Source organism: Hypericibacter terrae, from assembly GCF_008728855.1.
Taxonomy (GTDB): Bacteria; Pseudomonadota; Alphaproteobacteria; order Dongiales; family Dongiaceae; genus Hypericibacter; species Hypericibacter terrae.
Genome location: NZ_CP042906.1, coordinates 3,583,582 through 3,608,459 on the forward strand (window position 1 = coordinate 3,583,582; position 24,878 = coordinate 3,608,459).

Sequence of the window (24,878 nt, forward strand, 5' to 3'; positions counted from 1 at the left end):
TTCCGTTTCGACAGCCGTGGGCCGCGTCAGCCGAACCTGGCGGCAAAGAGAACAGGGCGGATTTCTCCGGCTTCTCGCCCTGGCCACCGAAACGGCAGACGAGCTCTTGTCCCGCCCGGCCCACACCCCCTCTCCTTCGCAATACGTTCGGCGGAAAGGCTTGTCCCCCGAGCCGCGACCGGGGAAGCTCGCTCCCGACTGGAGCGAGGGAGGCAGCCGCGCATGAAGATCGCGACCTTCAACGTGAATGGCATCAACGGGCGCTTGCCCGCCCTGATCCGCTGGCTGGGCACGGCCAAGCCCGACATCGTCTGTCTGCAGGAGCTGAAGACGCCGCAGGAGGCATTTCCGGAGGCGGCCCTGAAACAGGCCGGTTATGGCGCGATCTGGCAGGGCCAGAAGAGCTGGAACGGCGTCGCCATCCTGGCGCGCGGTGCCACCCCGGTCGAGACGCGCCGCGGACTGCCGGGCGATCCCGAGGACGACCATAGCCGCTATATCGAGGCCGCGATCGGCGGCGCGACCATCGGCTGCCTCTATCTGCCGAACGGCAATCCGGCGCCGGGTCCGAAGTTCGATTACAAGCTGCGCTGGTTCCAGCGGCTCTCCGCTTACGCCAGGAAGCAGCTTGCGCGAAAGATCCCCTTCGTGCTGGCCGGCGACTACAACGTGATCCCGACCGATCTCGACGTCTACAAGCCCGAGAGCTGGAAGAACGACGCGCTGTTCCTGCCGGAAAGCAGGAAGGCGTTCCAGGCACTGGTGGCGCAGGGCTGGACCGACGCGCTGCGCGCGCTCCATCCCGACGAACGCATCTATACCTTCTGGGACTACTTCCGGAATCACTGGGGCCGCAATGCGGGCCTGCGGATCGACCATCTGCTCCTCAGCCCCGCACTCGCCAAGCGCCTGGTGGCCGCCGGGGTCGATCGCGAGGTCCGCGGCTGGCCCAAGGCCAGCGACCACGCGCCGACCTGGATCGAGCTTGCCGAGAAAGGCGCCACCGTAAGAGCGCAGGCTGGAAAAGCGAAGGCAGCGAGACCCGCCGCCCGGTCGGGGCCGCCCAAACCGTCCTCTCGCAGCAGAGCCCAGCCGAAGAAGCCCTCCGGACGAGGACGCGGTCGCTCAGCCGAGTGACGCGGCGCCGGGAAGCGGCCTAAGCGGTGAGCTTCTCGCTGAGATCCCACAAGGCCCGCGCCATCGGCTTGTCGATCGCCCAGCGCAGCACCCCGGCGGAGTCCTGGCCGTCATCCGGGATCACGGCCGAGATATCGCAGTCCGCGCAATAGACGCCGCCCTTGCCCTCGAGCTGGGGGCTCACGGCGCACCAGACGGTGGTCGCGGCACCCTGTTCGATCGTCTTGAGGTTGGGACCCTTGAAGACGCCGTTCTCGCGCGTGATGCCGACCACCTTCAAATCTTCCTCGGTCATGTGGCGTCCCAGGTCGGTGCCGGGGATACGGCCGGGGTGAAGGGCGAAGGCACGGATGCCGTCCGCCTTCCCGCGCCGGTCGGCTTCGACGGCGAACAGGACGTTCGCTGTCTTCGACTGGCCATAGCCCATCCACTTGTCGTAAGGCCGACGCTCGAAGTTCGGATCGTCGAGATGGACGGGGCTGCGCCGGTGGCCGAAGGAAGACAGAGCCACGACCCGCGAATGGCTGGCCCGCTTGAGAGCATCCCACAGCCGCGTCGTCAGCTGGAAATGCCCCAGATGATTGACCGCGAACTGCATCTCATAGCCGCGGCGGTCGCGCGTCAGCGGAATCGCCATGACGCCGGCATTGTTGATGAGGACATGAATCGCCTTGTGGGCGCCGAGGACCTCGGCGGCAAACCGGTCGATCGATTCCGGCTCGGCAAGATCGAGCGGCAGGAGCTCGACACTGCCGATATTCGACAGCGCGGCCTTGGCCTTCTTCATGTCGCGGGCCCCGACGATGACGGAGGCGCCGGCCTTCGAGAGGACCCGCACGGTCTCCAGACCGATCCCGGCATAGCCGCCGGTGACGACGACAAGCTTGCCCCTGAGATCGAGGCCCGCGGCGACCGCCTCGGCGGTCGTCTGTGCGCCATAGCCCGACTTGATCGGCTTCTGCTCGGTGTCCAATTACCGGTCCTTCTCGATTTGCCCCTCCATTAGCTGGGCGGACCGGCCGGCGATGCAAGATGCATCACCGGCATTTCCTCTTTCAGGCCCCGGCCTCGATCAATCCCCGCAGAACAGTCTCGAGCGCGACCGCGCCCTTGATCGAGCCCTGCTGCCCGCGTTCGAACTCGATCCAGCCCTCGTTGAAGCCGTCGAGCATCTGGATGCGCGGGATCGGATCCTTCATGCCCTGCGCCTTGAACAGGCTGCCCCAACTCTCCCGCGGCACGGCCTCGGCGCGGACCGGATGGCCCAGGATACGGGCAAAGGTCGCGGCGACGTCATTGGGGCTGTAACGGCGCGCCGCTTCCAGCTCGACCACGCGAAATCCTTCCCACTCCTGCCGCAGAAGCTCCGCCGCGATGCGACCGATATCCGCGGTCGCGACCATCGCCGCCGGCTTGTCGAGGGGCTGGAGGAAGCTCGGCAAGACGCCCTGGTCGCGCGCCGAGGCGACATCCCAGGCGAAATTCTCCATGAACCAGGCCGGGCGCAGGAAGGTCACCGGCATCGCCAGCCGGCGCAACGCCTGCTCCAGGAGCGTGCGCTGGGTGAGCAGGTTCGGCTGCTCGGCCTGCGCGCCGATCGTCGAGAGACAGACGACCTTCTTCGGGCGCGCGGCGTCGAGGGCCGTCGTAACGGCCGCGATGACCGCGCGGGCTTCGGGGAATCCCGGCGCGGGATCGAACTCCGAGGGCGGCAGGATGAAGACGCCGTCGGCGCCCGTGAAGGCGACGGTCAGGGCCGCGGCGTCGGTCATCTCCGCCAGCGCGACCGCGCAGCCCTGCTCGGCCCAAGCCCGACCCTTCGCGGCATCGCGCAGCACGGCGCAGACCGGCTGGTGGGCTTTCAGGAGGGCTGTCGCCAGCGCGCCGCCGACCTGGCCGGTAATTCCCGTGATCGCATACATGGTCCGTCTCCTCTGGATGTCCGTTTCCCGATGGGCAAGAGATGGACGCGAACGACCGTTGCCTGAAGTGCGCTTATGTCACATCATTGATGATACTAAATCATCAAAGGAAGGAAACCGGGCCATGGCCTTCGACGGACGGTTGGTGGCGAATATCGGCGTGCTGGCGGCGATCGTCGAAGGCGGCAGTTTCGCGCGCGCAGCGGATGCCTTGGGATTGTCGCCCTCGGGCGTGAGCCGGGCGGTGGCGCGGCTCGAGGCCAGCGTCGGCGTGCGGCTGCTGGACCGGACCACGCGCTCGGTCGCGCTCACCGACGAGGGCCGGCGGCTCTATGGCGAGATCGTGCCTTTGCTCTCGGGCATCGAGAACGCCTTCACCCAGACGGCGGGATCCTCGACCGTCGTGCGCGGCCGCCTGCGCGTGAATGTCGACGCCTTCTTCTCCAGCATGTTGCTGGCCGCGCACACCCACCGCTTCCTCGCGCGCTATCCGGAGATCGCGCTGGAGCTGGCCGCACGCGACCAGTTGGGCGATCTCGTTGGTGAGGGCTTCGATATTGCCGTGCGCTTCGGCCAGCCGCCCTCCTCCTCGCTCGTCGCCCGCAAGCTGCTCGAGACGCACACCGTGACGGTGGCGTCGCCCGCCTATGTGAAGAAGCGGGGAAGGCCGGCCTCGCCCGCCGACCTCGCCCATCATGACTGCATCCAGGTCCGCAACTCGCTGACAGGCGAGCCGATGGTCGAATGGGAGTACCGGCAGGGTCGCAGGACCGAGACGATCAAGACGGCGGGACGGCTCATGGTGACGGAGGTCGGCACACTGCTGGGCGCTTGCCTCGCCGGTGTTGGCATTGCCCGGATCAAGGCCATCGGCATCCGGGATCTGCTCGAGAAGGGTCGTCTCGTCGAACTCCTGCCGGATTGGTCCGGCCAGGTCTTCCCGCTCTATGCCCTCTATCCCTCGGGTCATCTCCCGGCAGCAAAGGTACGGGCCTTCATCGACTTCGTGAGCGAAGTGATCGAGGCGCGGAACGCGTGAAGAGCAAGCCAGTCCGGGCGGAGTCGGAGTTGACAATTTGCTGTATATGCATCAGAGAGACCGCGATGTCGGAATGCGGCCGAGAGCACCTGTGAAGCGCGACGACGCCATCGCCGAGATCAACGGCCATTGCCTGCTGATGCGGTCGCGCCTCCTCTCGAGAGTCCTCACAGCCATCTATGACGAAGAGCTGCGGCCCTTCGGAATCGGCTCTCCTCAGTTCGCCCTGCTGGTGATCATCCGCACGATCGAGCCGGCGACCCGCGCGGAAATCGGGCGTTTCCACCATCAGGAGCGCTCGACCCTGACGCGGAACCTCAAGGTCATCCTCGCCGAAGGCTGGGCTGAGGAAATGCAGGACGCGGCGGCCGGCCGAGGACGGCCCCTCAAGCTGACAAAAGCCGGCAAGGATCTGCTGCGCAAAGGGAAACCGGCATGGCAGGTGGCGCAAGAGCGGGCCAAGACTCTGCTCGGCAAGGACGGGACGGCGGCCGTGATGGCCATCGCCGACCGCATCATGGACCCGACATCGCGGACGTGAACATTTACCCATTATGTTGCATATGCAGCATAAAGCGTGGAAGGTAAGCCCTTCCTCCAACGCCCACCGTAACCGGGAGCTGGCGCCGCATGGACAGCAAGCCCACCTTCAGCGAGCATTTCTTTCCGCGGGCGCCGGGGCGCGTCTATGCGCGCGACTATAAGGGCGCTGGCCCCGCCTTCGTGCTCATGCACGGTTTCCCCGACAACCTGCATATCTGGGACGACCTCGTCCCCTATCTGGTCGCCAGCGGGCGGCGCGTCGTGACGTTCGATTTCCTGGGCTTCGGCGCCTCGGACAAGCCCGCCGGCGCCGTCTACAGCTTCGAGCAGCAGATGGGCGATCTCGAAGCCGTCGTGCGGCATCTGGACCTGGGCAAGATCGTCCCGGTCGCCCATGACTCCTCCGGAATCCCCTCGCTCAACTATGTCCTCGCCCATCCCGCGGGCGTGCCCTCCGTGGTCATGCTCAATTCCGCCTATGCCGAGGACTCCACGGTCCTCTGGCCCGAGATGATCACGCTGTTTGCGACCGGCAGCCTCCATGAGCTCGCCATGGCGGTCGCCGAAAGCCCCGAGCAGTTCGGCTGGCTGCTCGCCTGGCAGCAGAAGAAATTCCAGTATCCCCTGCCCGAGGCGCAGAGAGCCCATTTCAACGATTTCATCGCGCCGCTGATCCGCGACAACTTCATCGCCCAACCTGGCGCCGGTCCCGCCTTCGTTCAGACGGCGGCCCGGTTCTTCGAGGCGCATGCCAAGAATGCCAAGCGCCTGCCCGAGCTCAAGGCGCTCGATATTCCGGTCAAGCTCCTCTGGGGCCAATACGACCCCTACATCACCGTGGCTGTGGCCGAACGGCGCAAGGCGCAGTTGAAGAGGGCCTCCCTCACCGTCATCCCCGCCGGCCATTGGCTGCAAGCCGACGAGCCCGCGCAAGTGGCCAAGGCCATGCTGTCGTGACGTTGCCACAATCCTGAAAAGAATCCCATTCACGGGCCCCCGTCGATCCGGCGGAACGACGAAGCCGTTCGCGAATTTTCTCCACCAGCAGAGGAGCGACATCATGAGCCAGCTCATCAAACGCGGCGCCGACGTGGCCATCTTCCCTCCGCTTGCGGCCCTCGCCACGCCGACGACCAAGATTCTGGCGATCGGCAATGTGACCGCCAAGGGAACGCCCGACGCGATCGCCGCCGTTCTGCCCTTCGAGGTCCGCGCAACGACCCGTCTCCATCTGGCCGGCAAGATCGACCAGTGGTTCTTCCAGAACGAGGCCTATGGCGTCGTTTTCATCATGAACTGCAACACGGCCGCCGAGGCGCATGAGCTGCTCGAAAAGCTGCCGCTGGCCGTCGCCGGCATGATGACGTTCGAGCTCATTCCCCTCGGACCCCTCAAGCCCCTCGCCATGTTGCTGGGCGAGCCGCCCCGCTCTTAGCGCGGCCGGAACGGTCAGGATGCCGGATCGGCGGGGTCGCGCGGCGGCGTGGCTGGGCCGGCGATGGGAGACGGTGTCGCCGCCCAGGGTCCGGGTGGCGAGCTGGCGCCCGGGCCCAACGCCCGCTGCATCATGACGCTGTCGCCCCACTCGCCGAATTTGAAGCTGACCGCGGGCAACAGCCCGACGCGGACGAAGCCCAGACTCTCATGCAGGCGAAGCGATGGCGTGTTCGCGGCATCGATATAGCCGATGAGCTGCCGATAGCCGGCGGCGGCGCAGGCTTCCATCAGGGCGGGCAGCAGTGTCCGCCCGATCCCGGAATTGACGAACTCGTGGTGGGTGTAGATCGAGTGCTTGAGCGTATAGCGGTAGGCGGGGCGCTTGCGGAACGGCACGGCATAGGCGTAACCGGCGATGGTGCCGTCGACCTCCGCGACCAGATGCGGCAGCCGGCGTTTGCGCATGTTCTTGCGCCGGCGCTTCAGATCCTCTTCCTCGAGCGGGGCTGCCTCATAGGCGCCGAGATCGCCGACGCCGCGCGTGGTGTGATGGCGGTAGATGGCGAGCATCGCCGGCACGTCCGCGTCCGTCGAGGCGCGGACCAGGATATTCATCGGCGTGGCGGACATGCCGGGGGCCGCTTGCTCACGCATGACAGTGCGGCTGGAGCGGATCCCGCGATCGGCTTTCGCTCATCGTCATCAAACCTTCATCAACCGGGAACACCCCTTCAACGCGGAGCACTATCTGCAAGAGTGCTGCGAATAGTCAAACATGAATGAGTGGAAAGCCGTGCATGCCCGCGTGCCGACCGGTGGCCTGCCGTTCGGCCCTGCAGCGGCGGAGAGAGCGTTTCGTTCCGGGGGCGAGCGATTTTCACGCGCCGCGACATCCGGCGCCCCGACATCATCGGCGACATGAGCCGCCCAGGAACCTTCAGCAGACCCCGCCTGGCCTCGAGCTCGCGCTTGTCGCGGCGGCTCAAGCGAGAGCGGGCCCTGGCTTGTAGCACCATGAAGAACACAGACATGTTGGAATCGAACAAGGCCACCGCCATCGCTTTCTATAACAAGGGGCTCATGGAAGGCGACATCGAGGGCGCCTTTCGTCTTTATGCCGGCCCCACCTATCGCCATCACAACCCGCACATCGAAGACGGCATGGAAGGCGTGCGCAAATTCGTCGCCTCGATCCTCTCCCGCCATCCGGACGCCCGCGGCGAGATCAAACGCGTCTTCGCGGAAGGCGATCGCGTCATCCTGCATAGCCATTGGCGCGGGCTCTCGGACAACCCGCGCGGCGAAGCGGTCGTCGACATCTTCCGGCTGGAAAACGGCAAGGTCGTGGAGCATTGGGACGTCATCCGGCCGATACCGGAGACGGCCGCAAACAGAAATACGATGTTCTGATCGCCGGTCGCGAATTCTTCTCTACGCCGCGCAAGCGTCCCTGACGCAGGTGCGCAGCCAGCGATGGGCGGGATCGGCATCCAGCCGCGGGTGCCAGAGCAGCGAGACCGTGATCTCCGGCACGGGCACGGGCAGCGGAAAGCTGTGCATCCCGGCGCGCAGGCTGCCGGTATGCCGTTCGGGCACGCTGGCGATCAGGTCGGAGGCGCGCGCCAGGGCCAGCGCCGCGGCAAAGCCGCCGACGACCGTCGCAATCTCCCGCTCCAGCCCGAACGACTTCAGGGCTTCGTCGATCGGACCCCAATCGAGGCTGCGCCGCGAGACCAGCACATGCCGTCCGGCCGCATAGCGGGCGGCCGTGACCTTGCCCCGGCTCAAGGGGTGCCGTTTTCGCACGACGCCGATGAAGCGGTCACGGAACAGGGCCTGGACCCGTACCTCCGGGCCCGTCAACTTCCCCACCACGCCCGTTTCCAGATCGACGGCCCCCTCGCGAAGGGGCGTGCTGTCCTTGTCCGTCTTGGGCAGGAAGCGAAGCTGCAGGCCCGGCGCTTCCTTGCCGACGCGGGCGATGAGGACCGGCCCGAAACTCTCCACGAAGCCGTCGCTGGTCCGCAGCGTGAAGGTCCGGACGAGTTTCTTGAGGTCGAGCTTCTCGGTCGGGCGAAGAACGGCTTCCGCGTCCTGCACGAGCTGGCCGACCTGTTCGCGGAGCTCGAGCGCGCGGGGCGTCGGCACCAGGCCGCGGCCGGCGCGGACCAGCAGCGGATCGCCGGTCGTCTCCCGCAGCCGCGCCAGCGCCCGGCTCATCGCCGAGGGGCTGAGGCGCAGCCGCTGGGCGGCGCGCGCGACGCTGCCTTCCGCCAGCAGCACGTCCAGGGTGACGAGCAGGTTGAGATCGGGCCTCGACATGCCCCCGACCCTAGCACAGACCGCTCGATATGACATGGCGTCAAACGCACGAATAAAGTGCAAATCATGCGCGTTCCGCCATGCCAGCCCAAGGACTAGATTTTCGGCAAGCCCCTTAGGGGGTCCCCAAGCCGGAGGTCATGGTGAAATCGATCATTGCAGGACGAATTGAGGCAGCCGCGGACGGCACCCAACGGACATCGTCGGTCCGCTGGGCGCTCGCCGGTCTTTCGCTGTCCATGCTGCTGGCCTCGCTCGGCACCAGCATCGCCAATGTCGGCCTGCCGACCCTGGCCCAGGCGTTCGGCGTCTCGTTCCAGGCGGTCCAGTGGATCGTCCTCGCCTATCTCCTCGCCATCACCACCCTTATCGTCAGCGTCGGCCGGCTCGGCGACATCGCCGGCCGCCGGCGGCTGCTCCTGGCCGGGATCGCGCTCTACACGGCGGCCTCAGCCCTCTGCGGTGTCGCGCCCGCCCTATGGCTGCTGATCGGCGCCCGCGCGGCGCAGGGCCTGGGGGCGGCCATCATGATGGCCCTCACGATCGCCTTCGTCGGCGAGACGGTGCCGAAGGCGAGGACCGGCAGCGCCATGGGCCTGCTCGGAACCATGTCCGCGGTCGGCACGGCGCTCGGGCCCTCGCTCGGCGGCGTCCTGATCGCCGGGTTCGGCTGGCGCGCGATCTTCTTCGTCAGCGTGCCGCTGGGCCTGCTGACGCTGCTGTTGGCCTATCGGCATCTGCCCCTCGATCGCCACGACCCCAAGACGGATCGGCCCGGCTTCGACTCCCTGGGCACGCTGCTGCTGGCCCTGGCGCTCGCGGCCTATGGGCTCGCCATGACCCTGGGGCGCGGCCATTTCGGTCCGCTCAACATCGCCCTGCTGCTGGCCGCGCTCCTTGGCGCTGCCTTCTTCCTGCTGGTGGAGGCGAGAGTGCCGTCTCCCCTGATCCGGCTGGCGGCGTTCCGCGATGCACTGTTGAGCGGCAGCCTCGCCATGAACCTGCTGGTTTCGGCGGTGATGATGGCGACGCTGGTGGTGGGGCCGTTCTATCTCTCTCGCTCGCTCGGGCTCGAGGCGGCGATCGTCGGGATCGTGATGTCGATCGGCCCGGCCATCTCCACGGTGAGCGGCATCCCGGCCGGCCGCCTGGTCGACCGGCTGGGCGCGCCCGTCATGGTCATGGTCGGACTCGTCGCCATGGCGGCGGGCTCGTTGGCGCTGTCCCTGCTGCCGGCCCTGTTCGGCGTTGCGGGCTATGTTGCCGCCATCGCCGTCCTGACGCCCGGCTATCAGCTGTTCCAGGCCGCGAACAACACAGCCGTGATGGCGGATGTGCACGCCGACCAGCGGGGCGTGATCTCCGGCCTGCTCAGCCTGTCGCGCAATCTCGGCCTCATCACCGGCGCCTCGGCGATGGGCGCGCTGTTCGCGATCGCCTCGGCGGCCACCGACATCGCGACGGCAGCGCCGGAAGCCGTGGCCACCGGCATGCGGATCACCTTCGCCGTCGCGGCGGCGCTGATCGTCGGCGCGATCGCCATCGCGGGCGCAAGCCGCAGGATCGCCGGCCGCCCTTCACGCTCAGCAAAGGCGTCCTGACGCGCGGTGCAGGCTCATTCCGCCGGCACCGGGACAGGCTGCGCCTTGGGGAAGGGCTTGAAGGTCATGGCGATCAGGAAGGCGCCGATGCCGATGCCCCAGGCGCCGACATAGAGCCAGCTGTAGCTCGCGAAGCTGTCATAGATGAGGCCGCCTGCCAGCGGCCCCGTCGCCATGCCGAGGCTGTTCGCCATCATGATGCCGCCGGTCACGGTCCCCAGCATGCGCAAGGGGAAGTTCTCGCGGATCAGCACCGCATAGAGCGGCATGATGCCGGCATAAATGAAGCCGAACACCACCGCCACGGCATAGAAACCCGAGAGCTGGTGCACGAAGAAGTAGCCCAGCGCGCCGAAGGCCTGGAGCAGCAGGCCCACCACCAGCACGCGCTTCGCTCCGAACCGGTCGCCCATGAGGCCGAAGGCGATGCGCCCGCCCATGCCGGCCAGCCCCTCGACGCTATAGATCGAGACCGCGGCGATCAGCGGGATGCCGCAGGTCACGGCATAGCTCACCGTGTGGAAGATCGGGCCCGAATGGGTGGCGCAGCAGAAGAACCCGGTCAGCATCAGGACGATGAACTGCGGCGAGCGCAGGGCCTGGCTCATCGTCATGGCGGGCTCGGGCGCAGCGCCGGCCGTGCTGGCGGCAGGCCCACCCGCGAGCGCCGGCGGACGGCGCACCAGGAACGAGACCGGAATCATGATGGCCGCCGCAAGAACGGCGATGACGAGCAGCGAGGTCCGCCAGTCATGGCGCTCGATCAGCCAGGCCGCGAAGGGCGACATGGTCATCGGCGCCATGCCCATGCCGGCCGATACCAGCGAGACGGCGAGGCTGCGATGCGTGTCGAACCAGCCCGTCACGCAGGCCATCATCGGCGCAAAGATGCCGGCGGTGCCCAGCCCCACGAAGAGACCGAAGATGAGCTGGAACTCGACCAACGAACTCGCACGGCTGGCGAGCGCCAGGCTCGCGGCGAGAATGGCGGAGCCGGCGATCACGACGAAGCGGGGCCCCAGCCGGTCCGACAGGCTGCCCCAGACCATGCTGCCGAAGGCCATCGCCAGAAAGCCGATGGTCATGGCGCTCGAGATGCCCGCCACCGACCACCCCGTCTCCTCCGCGATCGGCCGCAGGAAGACCGGCAGCGAGAACATCGCGCCCATCGCCACGCACCCGAGCAGCCCGCCGGCCGCCACGATCACCCAGCGGTAATGAACATTGATCATTCAGCGTCTCCATTCGCATTCAAATGACGCTCGAGCTTGTCGAGCGCGCCGTTCCAGCCCTGCTCGTGGCTGCGGCGGGTATCCTCGTCATGCAGGCGCGAATGGGTCAAGGTGAGCTCGGTGCCCTGCGCGATGGCTCGGAGCCGGAACTCCAGGCGCGATTCGCCGGGATCCTCGTTGCCCGCCCAGCGCCAGCTCATGGCCAGCCGCTCGGGCCTGACGATCTCGAGATATTCGCCGCTGCTCTCATGCTCGCTGCCGTCGAGCATGCGGAAGCGGACGCGGAACCGGCCGCCGACGCGCAGGTCGGTCTCGGTCAGCAGCACCGGTCCGTCATCGGGACCCCACCAGGCGGCGATGCCCGCGGGCGTGGTGAGCGCGTCGAACACGATCGAGGGCCGCGCCTTGAGCCGGCGCGTCAGGGTGAGGCTGGTCATCGCGGCTTCTTCCTTGCTTCCCTTTCCTCGCGCTCCACATAGGCGGCGAGCCGGTCGAGACTGGCCGTCCAGAAGCGCTCATAGCGGCGGAACCATTCCATCGCCTCCTTCATCGGCTTCGGCGAGAGCCGCACCGTCACGACCCGCCCCTGCTTCGAGCGCGTGATCAGCCCGGCCTCGTCGAGCACGTCGAGATGCTTCATCACCGCCGGCAGCTTGATCGCGAACGGCGCCGCCAGCGCGCTGATCGAAGCCCCGTCCTCGCGCTCGAGCCGCGCCAGGATCGCCCGCCGGGTCGGATCGACCAGGGCTGCGAAGGTGCGGTTGAGACGTTCTTGATGGTTCACCATATGGCGAAGTATTGGGCGGCGTGGCGGGCCTGTCAACCCCCGGTTCCGCCCCGCTTTCTTCACCTCCCCCCTTGAGGGGGAGGCTAGGGTGGGGGGTGCCGCACACTCGGTGTAAGTGATATTCGCGAGATGAATGGCTTCTTTCATCATCGCGTTCTTCGATACCCCCCACCCTAACCTCCCCCTCAAGGGGGGGAGGAGATTAAGTGGGATGTGACGCGGATCAGACCCGCCGTCGCGCAATCAGCCGCAGCCAGGGCACCGCGTGGAAGGCGCTCATCAGCCAGTACATCGGCACCATGCCGCCGAAGGGCGACCCGCCATGCGCGGCCGAGCAGATCATGTCCGCCGGACCGCCCGCCAGCAGCGCCATCGCCGCGAAGGTCGGCGCGGCCGCGAGGCAGAGCCAGTCGGCTGCGCCGAAAGAGATTGCCTGACGTCCGCTTGCGCTCGTGAGACTCATGGTTTGACTCCCTTCTCCCCCTCGTTTCCCTGTCATGCCCGGGCTTGACCCGGGCATCCAGTCTCACCGGCCCCTGGATCGCCGGATCAAGTCCGGCGATGACAGTAGAGAGGGGCGCAATCACTGGATTGCCGGATCAAGTCCGGCAATGACAGGAACGAGAAGCATCGCGTTCTTCGATTCCGCCGCTCAGTACGGCCCATACTCGTCATGGCGCTTCCACCAGGGGCCCTGCTCGTTGCGGCCCTTGGGGGCGCGGTCGAGCCACTGATACATGCTCCAGATCCCGTCCACGCCGCGCGAATAGGTCGAGTAGGTGTGGTAGATGACGCTGTCCTCGAGCGCGAAGGTGCTCAAGCCCGGCCGGTCGCGCGTGAAGCTGGGCGCGTCGGTGCCGCAGGTGGCCGCGAACTGGCGGACCGGCTCCGGCGCGTTCGCCTCGTCCATGACGTGGCCGCCGCGCTTGAAGTTGTATTCGATGGTCCCCTTGCGCTGCTGCTCCTCGGTGAAGGCGACATTGAAGTCGAAATTGAACTCGCCGCCGAAGGAGGAGGCCCAGGGGAAATGCCATCCCATGCGCCGCTTATAGGCCTGCAGCTTCACCAGCGGCGCCCGCGACACCGCCATCAGCGTGACGTCGTGGTTCGCCAGATGCGCGACGCTGCCGTCGAACCCGTCCGCGATCGCCGAGCAGGACGGGCAGCCCGCCTTCCATTCGGGCCCGAACATGAAGTGATAGACCATGAGCTGCGAGCGCCCTTTGAAGAGGTCCTTCAGCGTGGCGGCTCCCTCGTCGGTCTCGAACTTGTACTCCTTCTCCACCCGGACCCAGGGCAGCGCCTGGCGGCGGCGCGCCAGCTCGTCGCTGCGCCGCGTCAGCTCTTTCTCGGCCTCGAGCAGCTCGAGCCGCGCCGCCAGCCATTCCTTGCGGGTTCCGGTCGCATGTTGCGTCGTCATCGGTCTCTCTCCTTGGGTTGATCCTTGCCGTCGGGTCCTGACCCGAACCGGCTTGCCGGTCTGTCGTCGTGAGGTAGATTAGGGACCGGCCCTCGGCGGGTGGGAGTGACAAGTGTGGCGGGATTTGCATGGACTCCCTGATCACGGCGGCGGCGCGCGCCCTCGCGGCGGGTGATCCGCTCGGCGCGCTCGACCGCGTCGCCTTGCGCGACGACGCGCCGGCGCTGGCCCTGCGCGGCATCGCGATGGCGCAGCTCGGCGACTTCGATCGCGCGAAATTCCTGCTGCGCTATGCCGCGCGCAGCTTCGGTCCGAGGGAGCTCGTGGCCCGCGCGCGCTGCGTCGTCGCCGAGGCCGAGATCGCGCTGGCATCGCGCGAGCTGGGCTGGCCCGCCAAGGCGCTCGACGCGGCGCGGGCGACGCTCGAAGACCATGGCGACCTCGCCAACGCCGCCCATGCGCGCTATCTCGAGGTCCGGCGCCTGCTCCTGATCGGGCGTCTCGATGAGGCCGAGCGCAAGCTGGCGGCACTCGACCCCGCCCCCTTTCCGCCCGCCTTGCGCGCCTCCCACGAGCTGGTGATGGCCGGGATCGCGATGCGCCGCCTGCAGGCCAAGGCCGCACGCGCGGCGTTGGCCCGCGCGGATCGCGCCGCGCGCCAGGCCGGCATCCCGGGGCTGACGGCGGAGGTCGAGAGCGCCTCGCGCCTGCTCGACACGCCCGCGGCGCGACTGATCGCACGCGGCGAGGAGCGTCCCGTCCGGCTCGAGGAGGTCGAGACGCTGCTGGCGACGGACGCGCTCGTCGTGGATGCCTGCCGCCATGTCGTGCGCGGCGCGCAGAAAATGGTGTCGCTCACCACGCGGCCGGTGCTGTTCAAGCTGGTCCGCGCGCTGGCCGAGGCCTGGCCCGGCGACGTCTCGCGGGAGAGTCTCGTAAAGCAGGCCTTCGGCGCGAAGCAGGCCGATGAATCGCACCGCGCGAGATTGCGGGTCGAGATCGGGCGGCTTCGCGCTTCCTTGCGCGGGCTCGCCGGGATCAGCGCGACCCGACAGGGCTTCCTGCTGGCGCCGCGCCGCGGGAGCGAGGTCGTGCTGCTGGCACGAACCGTCGAGGAGCCCCATACCGCGGTGCTCGCCTTCCTCGCCGACGGGGAATCCTGGTCGAGCTCGGCCCTGGCGCTGGCGCTGGGAACGAGCCAGCGCCACGTGCAGCGCGCGCTCGACGCGCTGGCGGCCGCCGGCAAGATCCAGCCCCTGGGCCGTGGGCGCGCAAGGCGCTGGATGACGCCGCCGCTACCGGGATTCGCGACGGCATTGTTACTCCCCCCGCCCCTGCCGGGCGACTAGTGTTGTGCACCGATCAAACCCCTCCCCCTCAAGGGGGGAGGAGAAGAAATCGGATCAGATTGAGAAATGCGGAATCAAATGGTGGAACCGCGACACCAGGATGGAGCCCATGAAAAAAGCAGCCGCCGAAATGATCCGTGAATATGGGCCCTTCCCGGGCGTGGAGCGCGTGAATGGCGTCTCCTATGACGGCAAGCAGGTCTGGTTCGGGGCCGGCCCCGACATCAAGGCCGTCGATCCGAGCAGCGGGACGATCACGCGCTCGATCGATGTCGCCGCGCATGCGGGAACGGCCTTCGACGGAAGGCATCTCTACCAGATCGCCGAAGACCGCATCCACAAGATCGACCCGGAGACCGGCAAGATCCTCGCCTCGATCCCGACGCCCGACGGCGGCGGCGCCGGCATGACCTGGGCCGAAGGCACGCTCTGGGTCGGACAGCATCGCAACCGGAAGATCCACCAGATCGATCCCGAAACCGGCAAGATCCTCCGCACCATCGAATCCAACCGCTTCGTGACCGGCGTCACCTGGAGCGACGGCGAGCTCTGGCACGCCACCTGGGAAGCCGAGCAGAGCGAGCTGCGGCGGGTCGATCCGAAGACCGGCGAGGTGCTGGAGACGCTCGAGATGCCGGCCGGCGTCACCGTGTCGGGCCTCGAGGCCGATGGCGGCGACCGCTTCTATTGCGGCGGCGGCAGCAGCGGGAAGATCAGGGCCGTGCGCCGGCCGAAGCACGGCGCCGCAGTGAGCGGCGGTACCGGCACCCCTGGCGGCTCCCCGCGCAAGTAACCGACCATGGCGTAGTTTCGGATAGACCCGGCAGGGCGCAAGTCGTTCTCAGTTCCCCGAGACCAGTCTGAGTCCGATAACACCCGCCAAAATCAAAACGATGCAGAGCACCCTCATCGGCGCAGCGGAATCACCCAGCATCGCGATTCCCAGAATCGCGGTGCCTGCGGCGCCGATGCCGGTCCAGACCGCATAGCCAGTCCCTACGGGTAGGGTACGAAGCGAGATTGAAAGGAGAATGACGCTCGATAAGCCGGTAGCGATCGTCAGCAATGCCGGTGTCAATCGCGTAAAACCCGCAGACGACTTCATGAAGAAGGCGAATGCGATTTCGAGAATGCCGGCGATACCAAGGAGTGCCCATTCCATCTGTGACAGACCTGTTCGTTTCGCTTATGGATTCTTACGCTTTGGCGGCAGCAGCGGGGGTCGAGCGGAACGAAATCCCGAAGCGATTGAAGGCGTTCATCAAGCCGATCGCATAGGTGAGGTCAGCAAGTTCCTTTTCGCTGAACTCAGCAGCAGCGGCCTCATAATCGGCAGCGGGAACGCCGGTCTCGGCCACGCGCGTTACGGTTTCCGCCCAAGCGAGTGCGACGCGCTCGCGGGCACTGAATAGGCGGCCTGCGTCACGCCACACGGACACCAGCGCGAGCTTGTCTACCGTCAGGCCCGACTTGAGCAGTTCGCGGGTATGCATATCGATGCAGAATGCGCAGCCATTGATCTGTGAAACCCGCAGATACACGAGATCGACTAGCTCTTTCGGAAGGCCGCATTTCTGAAGGAAGACATGCACCCCGCCGAAAGCCCTGTAACCTTCAGGCGAAGCCTTGGCGTAGTCGATACGGCTAGTCATGGCGGATCCTCATCTGTGCTCATTGACGGATCCTAGATGTGCTGTCTCTTGGCCTATATAAGTAGGGCCATAACCCTCGTTCAGCACTGGTCCATAATTATCCGCTCTGGTCGCCACCTCCGCCGCGCGATGCGGAACTGTGCTGGATCACGACGCTTGGTCGATGGCGAGCGAGATCGCGGCCCAGTCGTCACTCATCGGGCATTTCCCCGCTGGTGAAAAAGGCATGCGATCCTGGGTGTACCGGGACAACACCCGCAGGGGCGGTGGCGGGTGCGGGTAATGCGTCGTTGTGCGCAACGAGTGTCTGCGCCAGGAGGTAAGCATGGCGGGCCGTGAAATCCGGCCGGCATACCAGGACATGGCTTCCGAATGACACAATGAGCCTCAGCGGCACATTGCGGAGATCCTCGAAGGGCGGCTTGGCGAGAAAGAGCGCCTCGGCGCTCTCCGCCGCCATGATGGCGACATCCTGTTGATTCGTGCCGAGGAGCACGCCCACGCGCCGCGTGTCGGGTGCACGAGCAAGTTGGGCGCGCGAGGCGGGCAGAAACCGCGCCAGCACATCGACCGCCGCCACGGCGAAACCGCTGGCTATCGCGTCATCGCGCTGGCCGACGATCACGAGGTGGTAGCGCCGGTAGATCGTCCACATGCCGTCCGGCTCCAGATCGGCGAGTTGAGTTGCGAAGAGGCCTTTCCGCTCGTCGGCAGCCACGACAGCCGGACTGTACCCCGCGAACACAAACGCCGCCGCACCCGCCCCCAGCGTCAGCATTGCGCGCCGCTTCATGAGGTTTTGCATCTCCTTATTCCGGCTTGAACACGTCGCGGTTCAAGATCGCGGTGACACCCACGTTCGGGACATCGACGACTTGCGAGATGTTGAGATCCACGGCCACACTGGCCAGTACGTAGGCCTGCTCGCGGGTGAGGCCCTTCGTCTTGACCAAAAAGTCGATCATATTGAGCGTGGCGTTTCGCGCTGCCAGGGTGAGATCCTCGGAAAGGTTGGCGAGCGGAGCAATCTTCTGGCCGCCAAGGTAGGTGGAAAACACCGGCACCGCACCTTCGGGCTTGAGCGGAAGCCCCGTGACCGCGTAGAAGCTGGACGGCGCCAGCTTTTTGAGCTGCGAGCCGCCTTCGAAGTGCATGGTCGTAAGCTGCGAAGCTCCGCCCGGGATCACCTTGGCCTGGAGCGTTACCTTTGCGCCCATCTCGATGCCAGTGCCGGCCACCTCGCCGCCGCCCATGGCGAAATGGACATCACCGGCGAAGAGCCCGCAGCCGTCGATGAAGCAAGGGAACAGCAGCGTGGTGCCGACGACTGTCTCCTTGGCGTCGACGTTGCCGCCGTTCTCGCGCGGCGGAACGGTCCGCACGCACTCGTTCTTCGCCGTGCCGTCGACGCCGCAGAGATCCGCGGGCAGCGCGTCAACCGGCTGAGGCGTCAGCACGGCACCGCCGGCATCGGCGAGCGCCTGCTCCCGCGTCAGCCACTTGTCGAGTTCCGGCTTGTCCGGAAGTACGCCGATCGTGCCCATGAACGCATTCATGGGAACCGCGATTCCCGGCATGTCCTTCGAACGGGCTTCCAGGCGGTTCAGCACCCAGTGGACGATGAAGGGATCGGGAAACAGGTCTCGCAAGAATCCAAATCCCGGCACGATCGTGGTGGTGCCGAAATCGTCGGGCGCGATGTCCACCACGGTCACCGCGAGGGCGTCGCCGCGCTTGGCCCCTTCGATGTAGACGGGCCCCGTCAGCGGATGGCAGCGGTTCAGGTTGACGGCCGCAACATCCTCGGCCGTCGATTCGAAGGTGAGATCGGAATCGAGCCCGTCGCGCGTCTCGAGGACGAAGGTCTGCCCGGGATTGACCCGGGCGACGGGTTTGATGGCGTAATGAATCCGGTTGAAGCAGTTGGGATCATCTTTGCAGTGCGGGCCCGACTTGGCCACGATCAGCGGCGGTGGGCCCTTGACGTCGCTGGTATCGGCCAAGGCGATGCTCCAGCTCCCAGCCAGAAACAAGGCAGCGATCGGCAGGGTACGAACGAAATTGGTTCTCACGGGATGTCCTCTCTGAAAAGCATACCGACACGCTTCCGCCCGGTCGGGTTGGCGACGACTTCGGTGCGCAACAGGACGCCTCTCGCCTGGCGCACCGGTTGCGCAGCAGATGGATCAGCGCTGCGTCGCGCCGCCATCGGGTTCGATCAGTGTCTCGTAGAAACCCAGGGAATGGGTCAGCAGCCCTTGCCGAAAATAGAAACGCTGGGCTAGCGCCTTGTGCAAACCCGTATCGAGCACGAAATGCCGGCAGCCCTGTTCCCGCGCATAGGCGCGCGCCACGGAAAGCAGTTTCGCACCGACGCCATCACTTCGAAATTTCTCTTGGACAACGAGGTCGTCGACATAGACGAATCGCCCATACAAGAGACTTTCCTGCAGGCGATAACCAACGACCCCGACAACTCGGCCGTCACTCCACGCTGCCGAGAGACGAAATCCCTGTTCGCGCTGCCGCATCACCTGTCGAATGAACGAATCGGCATCCTTCACATGCGGGCGTAGCTCCAGCATAACCGCATGGGACGCGCCGATATCGGCGGGCTGTTCGACGTTGCTGATCTCGATATCCCGGCCCGTCGCATTTGACGCTTCGGCAGCGGCAGCGGGGGTGCCGTCGATACGGTTGCTCATGACGAAGCCTCATCCGCGCCAATTGACACACCCTATATCTGCTGTCGCTTGTGCCGGTTCAGAAAGGCCATGATTTGTCTTGAGCACTGGGCCATGATGAATCGCCCCGGGGTTCGGCGGAGGGTCCAATTGCCCGAGGGCATGGAGTTATGACGAACAGGTTCTCGCCTGAGACGCGCGCGCCCAGACGGGCCGCTGCCGGCGTCATATCAGCTTCAGGATGCGCTTTCCGAGCGTCTCCGCGGTGCCCTGGGAGTGGATATTCGTGAAACCGAGAAGCAAGGTCGAGGTTCCAACATTATCCATCGTCCAATCCGCCAATGCTTCCGCGTACAGGCCCTCTTCCCGCATGCGCGCCGCGAGCCAGCGATCCGACCTTTCGGCTTGCAGCTGCAGGATCAGGTGCATTCCTCCCGGCTGAGATTCGATCTGCACATGTTTCCCCAGCGCGCTTTCCAAGCCTGCTCTTGCCGCTTCGCGACGCTCGGCATAAAGCGTACGCATCCGTTGGATGTGACGCGCGAAATGTCCTTCCGTGATGAAGGCCGTGACGATCGCCTGGGTCAGCCCGGGACTGCCCCCTGCAAAGGCTTCACTGATCTCCTCGAACCTCCCGACCTGTGGTTCCGGCACGACGAGATAGGCAAGCCGGATGCTCGGAAAGAGCACTTTGCTGAAGGTGCCCGCATAGAGCACCCGTCCATCGCGATCGAGGCTCTTCAAGGCAGGCAGAGGGCGGCTGACATAGCGATACTCGCCGTCGTAATCGTCCTCGATGACCCATGCGTTATTTCGCGCAGCCCAGTCCAGCAGCGCCATGCGCCGGGGTAAGGATAGAGACACGCATAACGGACTCTGATGCGCAGGCGTGACCACGACGGCGCGCGCCTTTGGCGCCAGCTTGATGCCAGCGGAAATGACCATGCCCTCCCGATCCACCGGTACCGGGACGGCTGTAATATCCATATGCCTCAAGAGATCGCGCGTCGGCGGGTATCCGGGGTTTTCGAGCCAAACGCGATCTCCCGCCTTCAATAGGGCTTGACCGATCAACCCGATGGTATGGCGATATCCCGACGTCACGAATATCTGAGAGGGGAAGCAACTGATCCCACGCGAAAGCTGGAGATAGGCGGCGATCTCGGCACGAAGCGCCGGCGAGCCGTAGACGGAAGGATGAACCATGTCAGAGGGCTGCATGGCACGCACGCACCGCGCGCCCAGCCTTGCCCAGATCTTTCGCGGAAACGCATCCAGGGCAGGCAAACCCATCTGGAACGGCAAAATTGAATCGGGGCGAAAACTAACCCTTGCAATGCCGCTGTCGGACCGGGGTTTCGCGATGGCAACAGGCGTTCGCGCTTTGAGGCCCGGCGTCACAATGGTGCCTGCCTGGCCTCGGGCCTGAATGTACCCCTCGGCAGCCAGCAAGGAATAAGCAGCCTCGATGGTGCCCCTTGCCAGACCCAGTTCCTTGGTCAGCGCGCGTGCCGAGGGGATACGGTCACCCGGCTTCAACACGCCGCTCGTAATGGCGCTCCGTACCCGATCATAGATCTGGCGGTAAAAGGGTTCGGTCGCCGATGGATCCAACGGCGGGATCTTGCTGCCCTTCGCAATGGCCATGGCTCTGTCCAGATCGAAGGTGGATTAAAAGTGACTATGCCATAATGATCCCGATTGCCGGCTCAAAGCGAGCTAATACAGCCTCTTGCGGAAATGTGGCGAGACCGTCACAGCCTGCCCATAGCCATCATGGACCAGTTCCGATCTCCATTCATGGACCTTGGGATTGCCGCTCTCCCGCTTCACATCATCATCGCGTGTTCGGCGCCCCTGTGACGTCCAGAGATCGGGCGCCCGCGACGGCATTTGGAAACAGGCTGAAATGGGCAGATGATGAAAATTCTCCATGTGACTTGCAGCCCCCGTGGGCAGGCCGCCGAGAGCTATAGACTCTCTCAGAGGATTGTCAGCTCATTGCTGCAGAAAGAGCCGACGGCAATCGTCGTCAACCGAGCGATCGGTGGCGGTGCGATATCGCATGTCGATGAAGATTACGCGATTTCCCAAGGGTCGTCCGCGGACGTATCTCGGGAGGGCTCCATGGCCCTGTCCGAAGAGCTCATTCGGGAACTGGAGAGTGCAGACATGGTGGTCATTGGGACTCCCATGCATAACTTCACCGTGCCTTCTGCACTGAAGGCCTGGATCGATCACGTCGTCCGGGCTCGCCGGACCTTCAATGTGACCACAGCAGGAAAAGTAGGCACGCTTCGCGACCGTCCGGTCTTTGTCGCCATATCCTCCGGCGGAAGATTTTCCGGGGAGCGCGCGCGTCAGCCGGACTTTCTGACGCCATACTTAAAGGCCGTCCTGGGCATTATCGGACTGCATGATCTGGCGTTCTTCTCCATTGAAGGGACGGGCTCCGGTCCGGATGCCGTCGCTGAGGCCAGGGCCAGGACAGATCGAGTGCTGCAAGAGTATTTTTCTTCGTTTCGCCCCCGATCTGCAGGCGGTGTCTGCCCCCAGCCTGCTGGTCCGGCGCCCCATAGGGGAAGACCGGAGAGCGCTCCTCCTGCAGCCACAGGGTCATCCGGCGCGGCGTCGGATCCTGGGGCACACCCTTGAGCGAAAAGAGGCCACCGCCGCTGACGATCGTGGCGTCGACCTGGCGGTATGTCTTCCAGCGCGCCAGGCCACCATGGGCGTCGAGAATTCGCTCCAGCAATCGGCTCACGGCGGGACCATCTTGCCGGATCGATCACCCCGCTGCCCGGAGCAGGACGGCGTTCAGCTCGTCATCCAGCGCGCGCGCGACGGCGGTGACCTGGTCAACGCCGAACTGGCCGAAGAGCGAGGACGGCTGGTCATCCTCGAACACCGCGCGGCCCCGGTCGTCCTCATAGAGCAGGACAGGCAGCGGCGCGTAGAGGCTTGCCCGTAAGCCTTGCGCACCCGGCTCGCGATCGCCAGGAAGCTGCCGTGATCGCGGACCACGACGATCGACAATCTGGCGCCCCTCGTCTCCTGCAAGGCCACGCGATCCCGGTCGCCCGCGCGCAGATAGCGGGCGACGGCCGGGTCCACAGGGGGGCGAGGGATTCGAGGGCGGCCTTGACGGTCTCGAGATCCGAGGCCGCATCGATCCGCAGATGCCGCAGGGCGATCGTCGCCCCCGACACGGCCGGGCGCGGGGCGCGATCGTCGCGGAGGGCGGGCGAGGCCACGGACGGGAGAGACATGGTGCGGACTCCTGGGGGCAGGCTTCGATGTCGAGCAGCGTGCCGAGGTGGAACGACTCCTCGGCTGCGGGTGGCCATCGGCCGATTGCTGAACAGCCATGGAGTCGAGACCTGTGGATCGGCATGCCACGCGACTTGCCGATCACCACCCTCTGATCCGTCGGGTCGTTCGATGAGCTTGCCGTTCTTGAATTCCGCGCCCGCACGGACCAGCGCGACGAGGCGGGGTGCGTTGACGGCACCAGGCCCGCCTCGGATTTTCAATGCCCGCTGTAAGCGCGGGGTTGGTTCAGATCCTGTACCGGAAGGATTCAGTTCCCGAACTGGAGCCCGGCGCGCGGGCTTGAAAGTCTTCGATGGCCGGCGCCCGAGCGCCCCATCAGCCAACAAAGGAACTGATCATGCCTCACTTCAGCAACCGCCTCATCGATGGTGTCTTCCGATCCGCACGAAAGAAATCCGCGACTGCAGGAATCGCCGGTGCCGTGCTGACCGTTTGCACGCTCGCCTTCCTGGGCGCAGGACTCTCGACGGCCTCTGCCGCCTCGCTGTCGCGCAGCGTGGACGTCAACGGCACGCCTGAGGCGGTGTGGTCGATGATCGGCCCGTTCTGCGCCATCAAGGACTGGCTTCCGCCCGTCGGCAGCTGCACCGAGGACGGCAAGACCCCGCCGACGCGAATCCTCGTGACGAAGGACGGCAAGGCGACGTTCGTGGAGCGGCAGACCGCGCGCAGCGATGAAGAGCACACCTATTCCTACAGCTTCGTCTCGAGCCCGTTGCCGGTGACGCATTACACGGCGACGATCGCGGTCGTGGCGAAGAGTGCAGGCATCTCGACAGTGACCTGGAGCGGCACCTATACCCCGGACAGCGGCCGGGAGAAGGACGCGAACGACGCGTTGAGCGGCGTCTACGAAGCCGGCCTGAAAGAAATCCAAACCAGGCTTGCGCAGTAGGAGCGCATCCGCTGGCTGACGGTCATCGCCCTGCCCGCCAGCCCTGGTCCGGCGGGCTGGTGAGTGGCTTCAGCCTCATGGAAGCCGGGGGCGGCGAAGGGCCCCAGGGGCCGTCGGTGCCGACCGGTTCTATGGCGGCGGCGGCGCCAGCGGGAAGATCGGGGCCGTGCGCCGGCCGAAGCGATGCGCCGCAGCGGGCAGCGGGTCCTCGATCCCCGTCGAACCCACGCGCAAGTCATCGATCCGCCGGCATGAACGCCAGAGGGGCGCCACTGCTGCGCCGCCAGCGGTCACGAAATGCGCACCCCGCGCTCCTTCTCCATATGGCGCTTCCAGCGGGTCCGGAGCTCGCCGGGGCGGGAGCCGTGGGTTTCGTCGAGGAATTCGGCGGCGGTGATGCGGTCGGTGCGGAAATGCCGGAAGTCCTGGCGCAGCTCGCACCAGGCCGCCAGCAGCCGCACGGTCTCGGCATAGCCGATGATTACCGGCCAGACGGTGCGCTCGCTCTCCTGCGTCTCCCGGTTCCGGTAGCGGATGCGGATCTTGCGCCCGCTGCGGATCCATCGGCGGGTCTTGGCGATATCCAGCCCGTCGGGGGCCACCGCCTTGCCGGGCGGCGCGCCGATGCTGGGCTCGGCGATGAAGGGGCGCAGCCGTTCCGGCACGGCGGCCGCGATCTTGGCGATCAGGTCGCGCGCCGCGCCGGCCAGCACCGGGTCTCCGCGCTCGGCGACCCATTGCGCGCCCAGGACCGCGGCCTCGATCTCGTCGGCCGTGAGCATCAGCGGCGGCATGTCGAAACCGCGGTCGAGCACATAGCCCAGCCCCGCCTCGCCCCGGATCGGCACCCGCTGCCCCATCAGGTCGGCGATATCGCGATAGACCGACCGTTTCGAGGTTTCCAGCTCACCGGCCAGCGCGCTGGCGGTGACCGGCCGGCTCGAGCGCCGCAGGATCTGGATGATCTGGAACAAACGGTCGGCGCGGCGCATGGCGGTCTCCTGCTGCTGCCAGCATGCTGTCAGCAGGCCCCGGCTACAAGCCCGGCAACGCCCGCAACCGCGGAGCGCCCAGACCGGAAGGGAAGACCATGGATTTCGTCTCGACGCGCGTCATCACCGACGACATCAAGCGCCTGGTTCGATTTTATGAGGCGATCAGCGGCCTGGCCGCGACCTGGTACACGGACGACTTTGCCGAACTAAAGACGCCGTCCTGCACCCTGGCGATCGGCAGCCAGCGCACCATGGATCTATTCGGGGCCGGCGCGGCCCGCCCCGCCGACAACCACAGCGCCATCCTCGAGTTCCGCGTCGAGGATGTCGACAAGGAATTCGAGAAGCTGGAGAAGGTGATCGGCGACGTGGTCCAGAAACCGACGACCCAGCCCTGGGGCAACCGCTCCCTACTGTTTCGCGACCCGGACGGGAACCTGGTCAATTTCTTCACGCCGGTCAGCGCGGCGGCCATCAAGAAATATGAGATTTAGGCACTGAGCTGGACGTTACCAGCACCTGTCGGCAAC

29 protein-coding genes are annotated in these 24,878 nt (G+C 66.0%); 13 read left to right on the forward strand and 16 right to left on the reverse strand.

Annotation, left to right across the window (positions count from 1 at the left end; translation table 11 throughout):
- The first annotated feature begins 222 nt into the window (after positions 1–222).
- Positions 223–1,137 carry an exodeoxyribonuclease III gene (xth, locus tag FRZ44_RS16255; protein WP_151178173.1) on the forward strand — a complete coding sequence of 305 codons (915 nt, stop codon included), beginning with the start codon at positions 223–225 and terminating at the stop codon, positions 1,135–1,137.
- A 19-nt stretch (positions 1,138–1,156) separates the two neighbouring features.
- On the opposite strand, the gene FRZ44_RS16260 is transcribed toward xth, so the two are convergent.
- Positions 1,157–2,110 (reverse strand): oxidoreductase, encoded by a 954-nt coding sequence (locus FRZ44_RS16260; protein ID WP_151178174.1) that lies wholly within the window; start codon positions 2,108–2,110, stop codon positions 1,157–1,159.
- A gap of 82 nt (positions 2,111–2,192) precedes the next feature.
- Positions 2,193–3,059, reverse strand: coding sequence for an NmrA family NAD(P)-binding protein (locus FRZ44_RS16265; RefSeq protein ID WP_151178175.1), 867 nt, complete (start codon positions 3,057–3,059; stop codon positions 2,193–2,195).
- A 124-nt stretch (positions 3,060–3,183) separates the two neighbouring features.
- Here FRZ44_RS16265 and FRZ44_RS16270 point away from each other — a divergent pair, with 124 nt between their 5' ends.
- The 4 genes from FRZ44_RS16270 (at position 3,184) to FRZ44_RS16285 (ending at position 6,076) form a co-directional block, all read left to right on the forward strand.
- Positions 3,184–4,098, forward strand: coding sequence for a LysR family transcriptional regulator (locus FRZ44_RS16270; protein WP_151178176.1), 915 nt, complete (start codon positions 3,184–3,186; stop codon positions 4,096–4,098).
- A gap of 91 nt (positions 4,099–4,189) precedes the next feature.
- Positions 4,190–4,639 carry a MarR family winged helix-turn-helix transcriptional regulator gene (locus FRZ44_RS16275; RefSeq protein WP_225308292.1) on the forward strand — a complete coding sequence of 150 codons (450 nt, stop codon included), beginning with the start codon at positions 4,190–4,192 and terminating at the stop codon, positions 4,637–4,639.
- Between the two features lie 89 nt (positions 4,640–4,728).
- Positions 4,729–5,598, forward strand: a complete 870-nt coding sequence (locus FRZ44_RS16280) for an alpha/beta fold hydrolase (RefSeq protein WP_151178178.1) — start codon at positions 4,729–4,731, stop codon at positions 5,596–5,598.
- A 103-nt stretch (positions 5,599–5,701) separates the two neighbouring features.
- The gene (locus FRZ44_RS16285) at positions 5,702–6,076 is read left to right on the forward strand and encodes a hypothetical protein (RefSeq protein WP_151178179.1); all 375 of its coding nucleotides are present in this window, start codon (positions 5,702–5,704) and stop codon (positions 6,074–6,076) included.
- Between the two features lie 14 nt (positions 6,077–6,090).
- Here FRZ44_RS16285 and FRZ44_RS16290 read toward each other — a convergent pair whose 3' ends face one another.
- Complete coding sequence (locus tag FRZ44_RS16290; RefSeq protein WP_225308293.1) at positions 6,091–6,708, reverse strand: GNAT family N-acetyltransferase; 618 nt, start codon at positions 6,706–6,708, stop codon at positions 6,091–6,093.
- A 153-nt stretch (positions 6,709–6,861) separates the two neighbouring features.
- On the opposite strand from FRZ44_RS16290, the gene FRZ44_RS16295 reads away from it, so the two are divergent.
- Positions 6,862–7,488, forward strand: a complete 627-nt coding sequence (locus FRZ44_RS16295; RefSeq protein WP_151178181.1) for a nuclear transport factor 2 family protein — start codon at positions 6,862–6,864, stop codon at positions 7,486–7,488.
- Between the two features lie 21 nt (positions 7,489–7,509).
- Here FRZ44_RS16295 and FRZ44_RS16300 read toward each other — a convergent pair whose 3' ends face one another.
- Positions 7,510–8,400 carry a LysR family transcriptional regulator gene (locus FRZ44_RS16300; RefSeq protein ID WP_151178182.1) on the reverse strand — a complete coding sequence of 297 codons (891 nt, stop codon included), beginning with the start codon at positions 8,398–8,400 and terminating at the stop codon, positions 7,510–7,512.
- 140 nt (positions 8,401–8,540) lie between these two features.
- Here FRZ44_RS16300 and FRZ44_RS16305 point away from each other — a divergent pair, with 140 nt between their 5' ends.
- Positions 8,541–10,001, forward strand: a complete 1,461-nt coding sequence (locus tag FRZ44_RS16305) for an MFS transporter (RefSeq protein ID WP_151178183.1) — start codon at positions 8,541–8,543, stop codon at positions 9,999–10,001.
- 14 nt (positions 10,002–10,015) lie between these two features.
- Here the strand turns inward: FRZ44_RS16305 and FRZ44_RS16310 are convergent, their stop codons facing one another.
- From FRZ44_RS16310 to FRZ44_RS16330, 5 genes are all read right to left on the reverse strand, one after another.
- A complete protein-coding gene (locus tag FRZ44_RS16310) occupies positions 10,016–11,233 on the reverse strand; it encodes an MFS transporter (RefSeq protein WP_151178184.1) in 1,218 nt (405 codons plus the stop codon).
- Complete coding sequence (locus tag FRZ44_RS16315; RefSeq protein ID WP_151178185.1) at positions 11,230–11,670, reverse strand: SRPBCC family protein; 441 nt, start codon at positions 11,668–11,670, stop codon at positions 11,230–11,232. Before FRZ44_RS16315 ends, FRZ44_RS16310 begins: the two co-directional genes overlap by 4 nt.
- Positions 11,667–12,020 (reverse strand): ArsR/SmtB family transcription factor, encoded by a 354-nt coding sequence (locus FRZ44_RS16320; RefSeq protein WP_151178186.1) that lies wholly within the window; start codon positions 12,018–12,020, stop codon positions 11,667–11,669. The genes FRZ44_RS16315 and FRZ44_RS16320 overlap by 4 nt, the downstream gene beginning before the upstream one ends.
- A gap of 223 nt (positions 12,021–12,243) precedes the next feature.
- Entirely contained in the window at positions 12,244–12,483 is a 240-nt protein-coding gene (locus tag FRZ44_RS16325; RefSeq protein ID WP_225308294.1) for a hypothetical protein, read from the reverse strand.
- 189 nt (positions 12,484–12,672) lie between these two features.
- A complete protein-coding gene (locus tag FRZ44_RS16330) occupies positions 12,673–13,440 on the reverse strand; it encodes a DUF899 domain-containing protein (RefSeq protein ID WP_151178188.1) in 768 nt (255 codons plus the stop codon).
- A 128-nt stretch (positions 13,441–13,568) separates the two neighbouring features.
- On the opposite strand from FRZ44_RS16330, the gene FRZ44_RS16335 reads away from it, so the two are divergent.
- Positions 13,569–14,789 (forward strand): helix-turn-helix domain-containing protein, encoded by a 1,221-nt coding sequence (locus FRZ44_RS16335; RefSeq protein ID WP_151178189.1) that lies wholly within the window; start codon positions 13,569–13,571, stop codon positions 14,787–14,789.
- A gap of 109 nt (positions 14,790–14,898) precedes the next feature.
- Positions 14,899–15,582, forward strand: coding sequence for a glutaminyl-peptide cyclotransferase (locus FRZ44_RS16340; protein WP_151178190.1), 684 nt, complete (start codon positions 14,899–14,901; stop codon positions 15,580–15,582).
- Positions 15,583–15,630: 48 nt separating this feature from the next.
- On the opposite strand, the gene FRZ44_RS16345 is transcribed toward FRZ44_RS16340, so the two are convergent.
- The 6 genes from FRZ44_RS16345 to pdxR form a co-directional block, all read right to left on the reverse strand.
- Positions 15,631–15,951, reverse strand: coding sequence for a DMT family transporter (locus tag FRZ44_RS16345; RefSeq protein WP_151178191.1), 321 nt, complete (start codon positions 15,949–15,951; stop codon positions 15,631–15,633).
- Positions 15,952–15,985: 34 nt separating this feature from the next.
- The gene (locus FRZ44_RS16350) at positions 15,986–16,441 is read right to left on the reverse strand and encodes a carboxymuconolactone decarboxylase family protein (protein WP_151178192.1); all 456 of its coding nucleotides are present in this window, start codon (positions 16,439–16,441) and stop codon (positions 15,986–15,988) included.
- A 190-nt stretch (positions 16,442–16,631) separates the two neighbouring features.
- Positions 16,632–17,234 carry a hypothetical protein gene (locus FRZ44_RS16355; RefSeq protein ID WP_151178193.1) on the reverse strand — a complete coding sequence of 201 codons (603 nt, stop codon included), beginning with the start codon at positions 17,232–17,234 and terminating at the stop codon, positions 16,632–16,634.
- A gap of 16 nt (positions 17,235–17,250) precedes the next feature.
- Positions 17,251–18,513, reverse strand: coding sequence for an acetamidase/formamidase family protein (locus FRZ44_RS16360; protein WP_151178194.1), 1,263 nt, complete (start codon positions 18,511–18,513; stop codon positions 17,251–17,253).
- Between the two features lie 114 nt (positions 18,514–18,627).
- Positions 18,628–19,146, reverse strand: coding sequence for a GNAT family N-acetyltransferase (locus FRZ44_RS16365; RefSeq protein WP_151178195.1), 519 nt, complete (start codon positions 19,144–19,146; stop codon positions 18,628–18,630).
- A gap of 204 nt (positions 19,147–19,350) precedes the next feature.
- Positions 19,351–20,772, reverse strand: coding sequence for a MocR-like pyridoxine biosynthesis transcription factor PdxR (pdxR, locus tag FRZ44_RS16370; RefSeq protein ID WP_151178196.1), 1,422 nt, complete (start codon positions 20,770–20,772; stop codon positions 19,351–19,353).
- A gap of 273 nt (positions 20,773–21,045) precedes the next feature.
- Between pdxR and FRZ44_RS27615 the strand changes: the two genes are divergently transcribed.
- The 3 genes from FRZ44_RS27615 to FRZ44_RS16385 all read left to right on the forward strand — a co-directional run bounded on the left by FRZ44_RS27615 (position 21,046) and on the right by FRZ44_RS16385 (position 23,353).
- Positions 21,046–21,780 carry an FMN-dependent NADH-azoreductase gene (locus FRZ44_RS27615; protein WP_151180327.1) on the forward strand — a complete coding sequence of 245 codons (735 nt, stop codon included), beginning with the start codon at positions 21,046–21,048 and terminating at the stop codon, positions 21,778–21,780.
- 73 nt (positions 21,781–21,853) lie between these two features.
- A complete protein-coding gene (locus FRZ44_RS16380; protein WP_151178197.1) occupies positions 21,854–22,096 on the forward strand; it encodes a hypothetical protein in 243 nt (80 codons plus the stop codon).
- 699 nt (positions 22,097–22,795) lie between these two features.
- Entirely contained in the window at positions 22,796–23,353 is a 558-nt protein-coding gene (locus FRZ44_RS16385) for an SRPBCC family protein (RefSeq protein ID WP_151178198.1), read from the forward strand.
- Between the two features lie 290 nt (positions 23,354–23,643).
- Here FRZ44_RS16385 and FRZ44_RS16390 read toward each other — a convergent pair whose 3' ends face one another.
- Entirely contained in the window at positions 23,644–24,345 is a 702-nt protein-coding gene (locus tag FRZ44_RS16390; protein ID WP_151178199.1) for a helix-turn-helix transcriptional regulator, read from the reverse strand.
- Positions 24,346–24,443: 98 nt separating this feature from the next.
- Here FRZ44_RS16390 and FRZ44_RS16395 point away from each other — a divergent pair, with 98 nt between their 5' ends.
- Complete coding sequence (locus tag FRZ44_RS16395) at positions 24,444–24,842, forward strand: VOC family protein (protein WP_151178200.1); 399 nt, start codon at positions 24,444–24,446, stop codon at positions 24,840–24,842.
- Positions 24,843–24,878 lie beyond the last annotated feature (36 nt).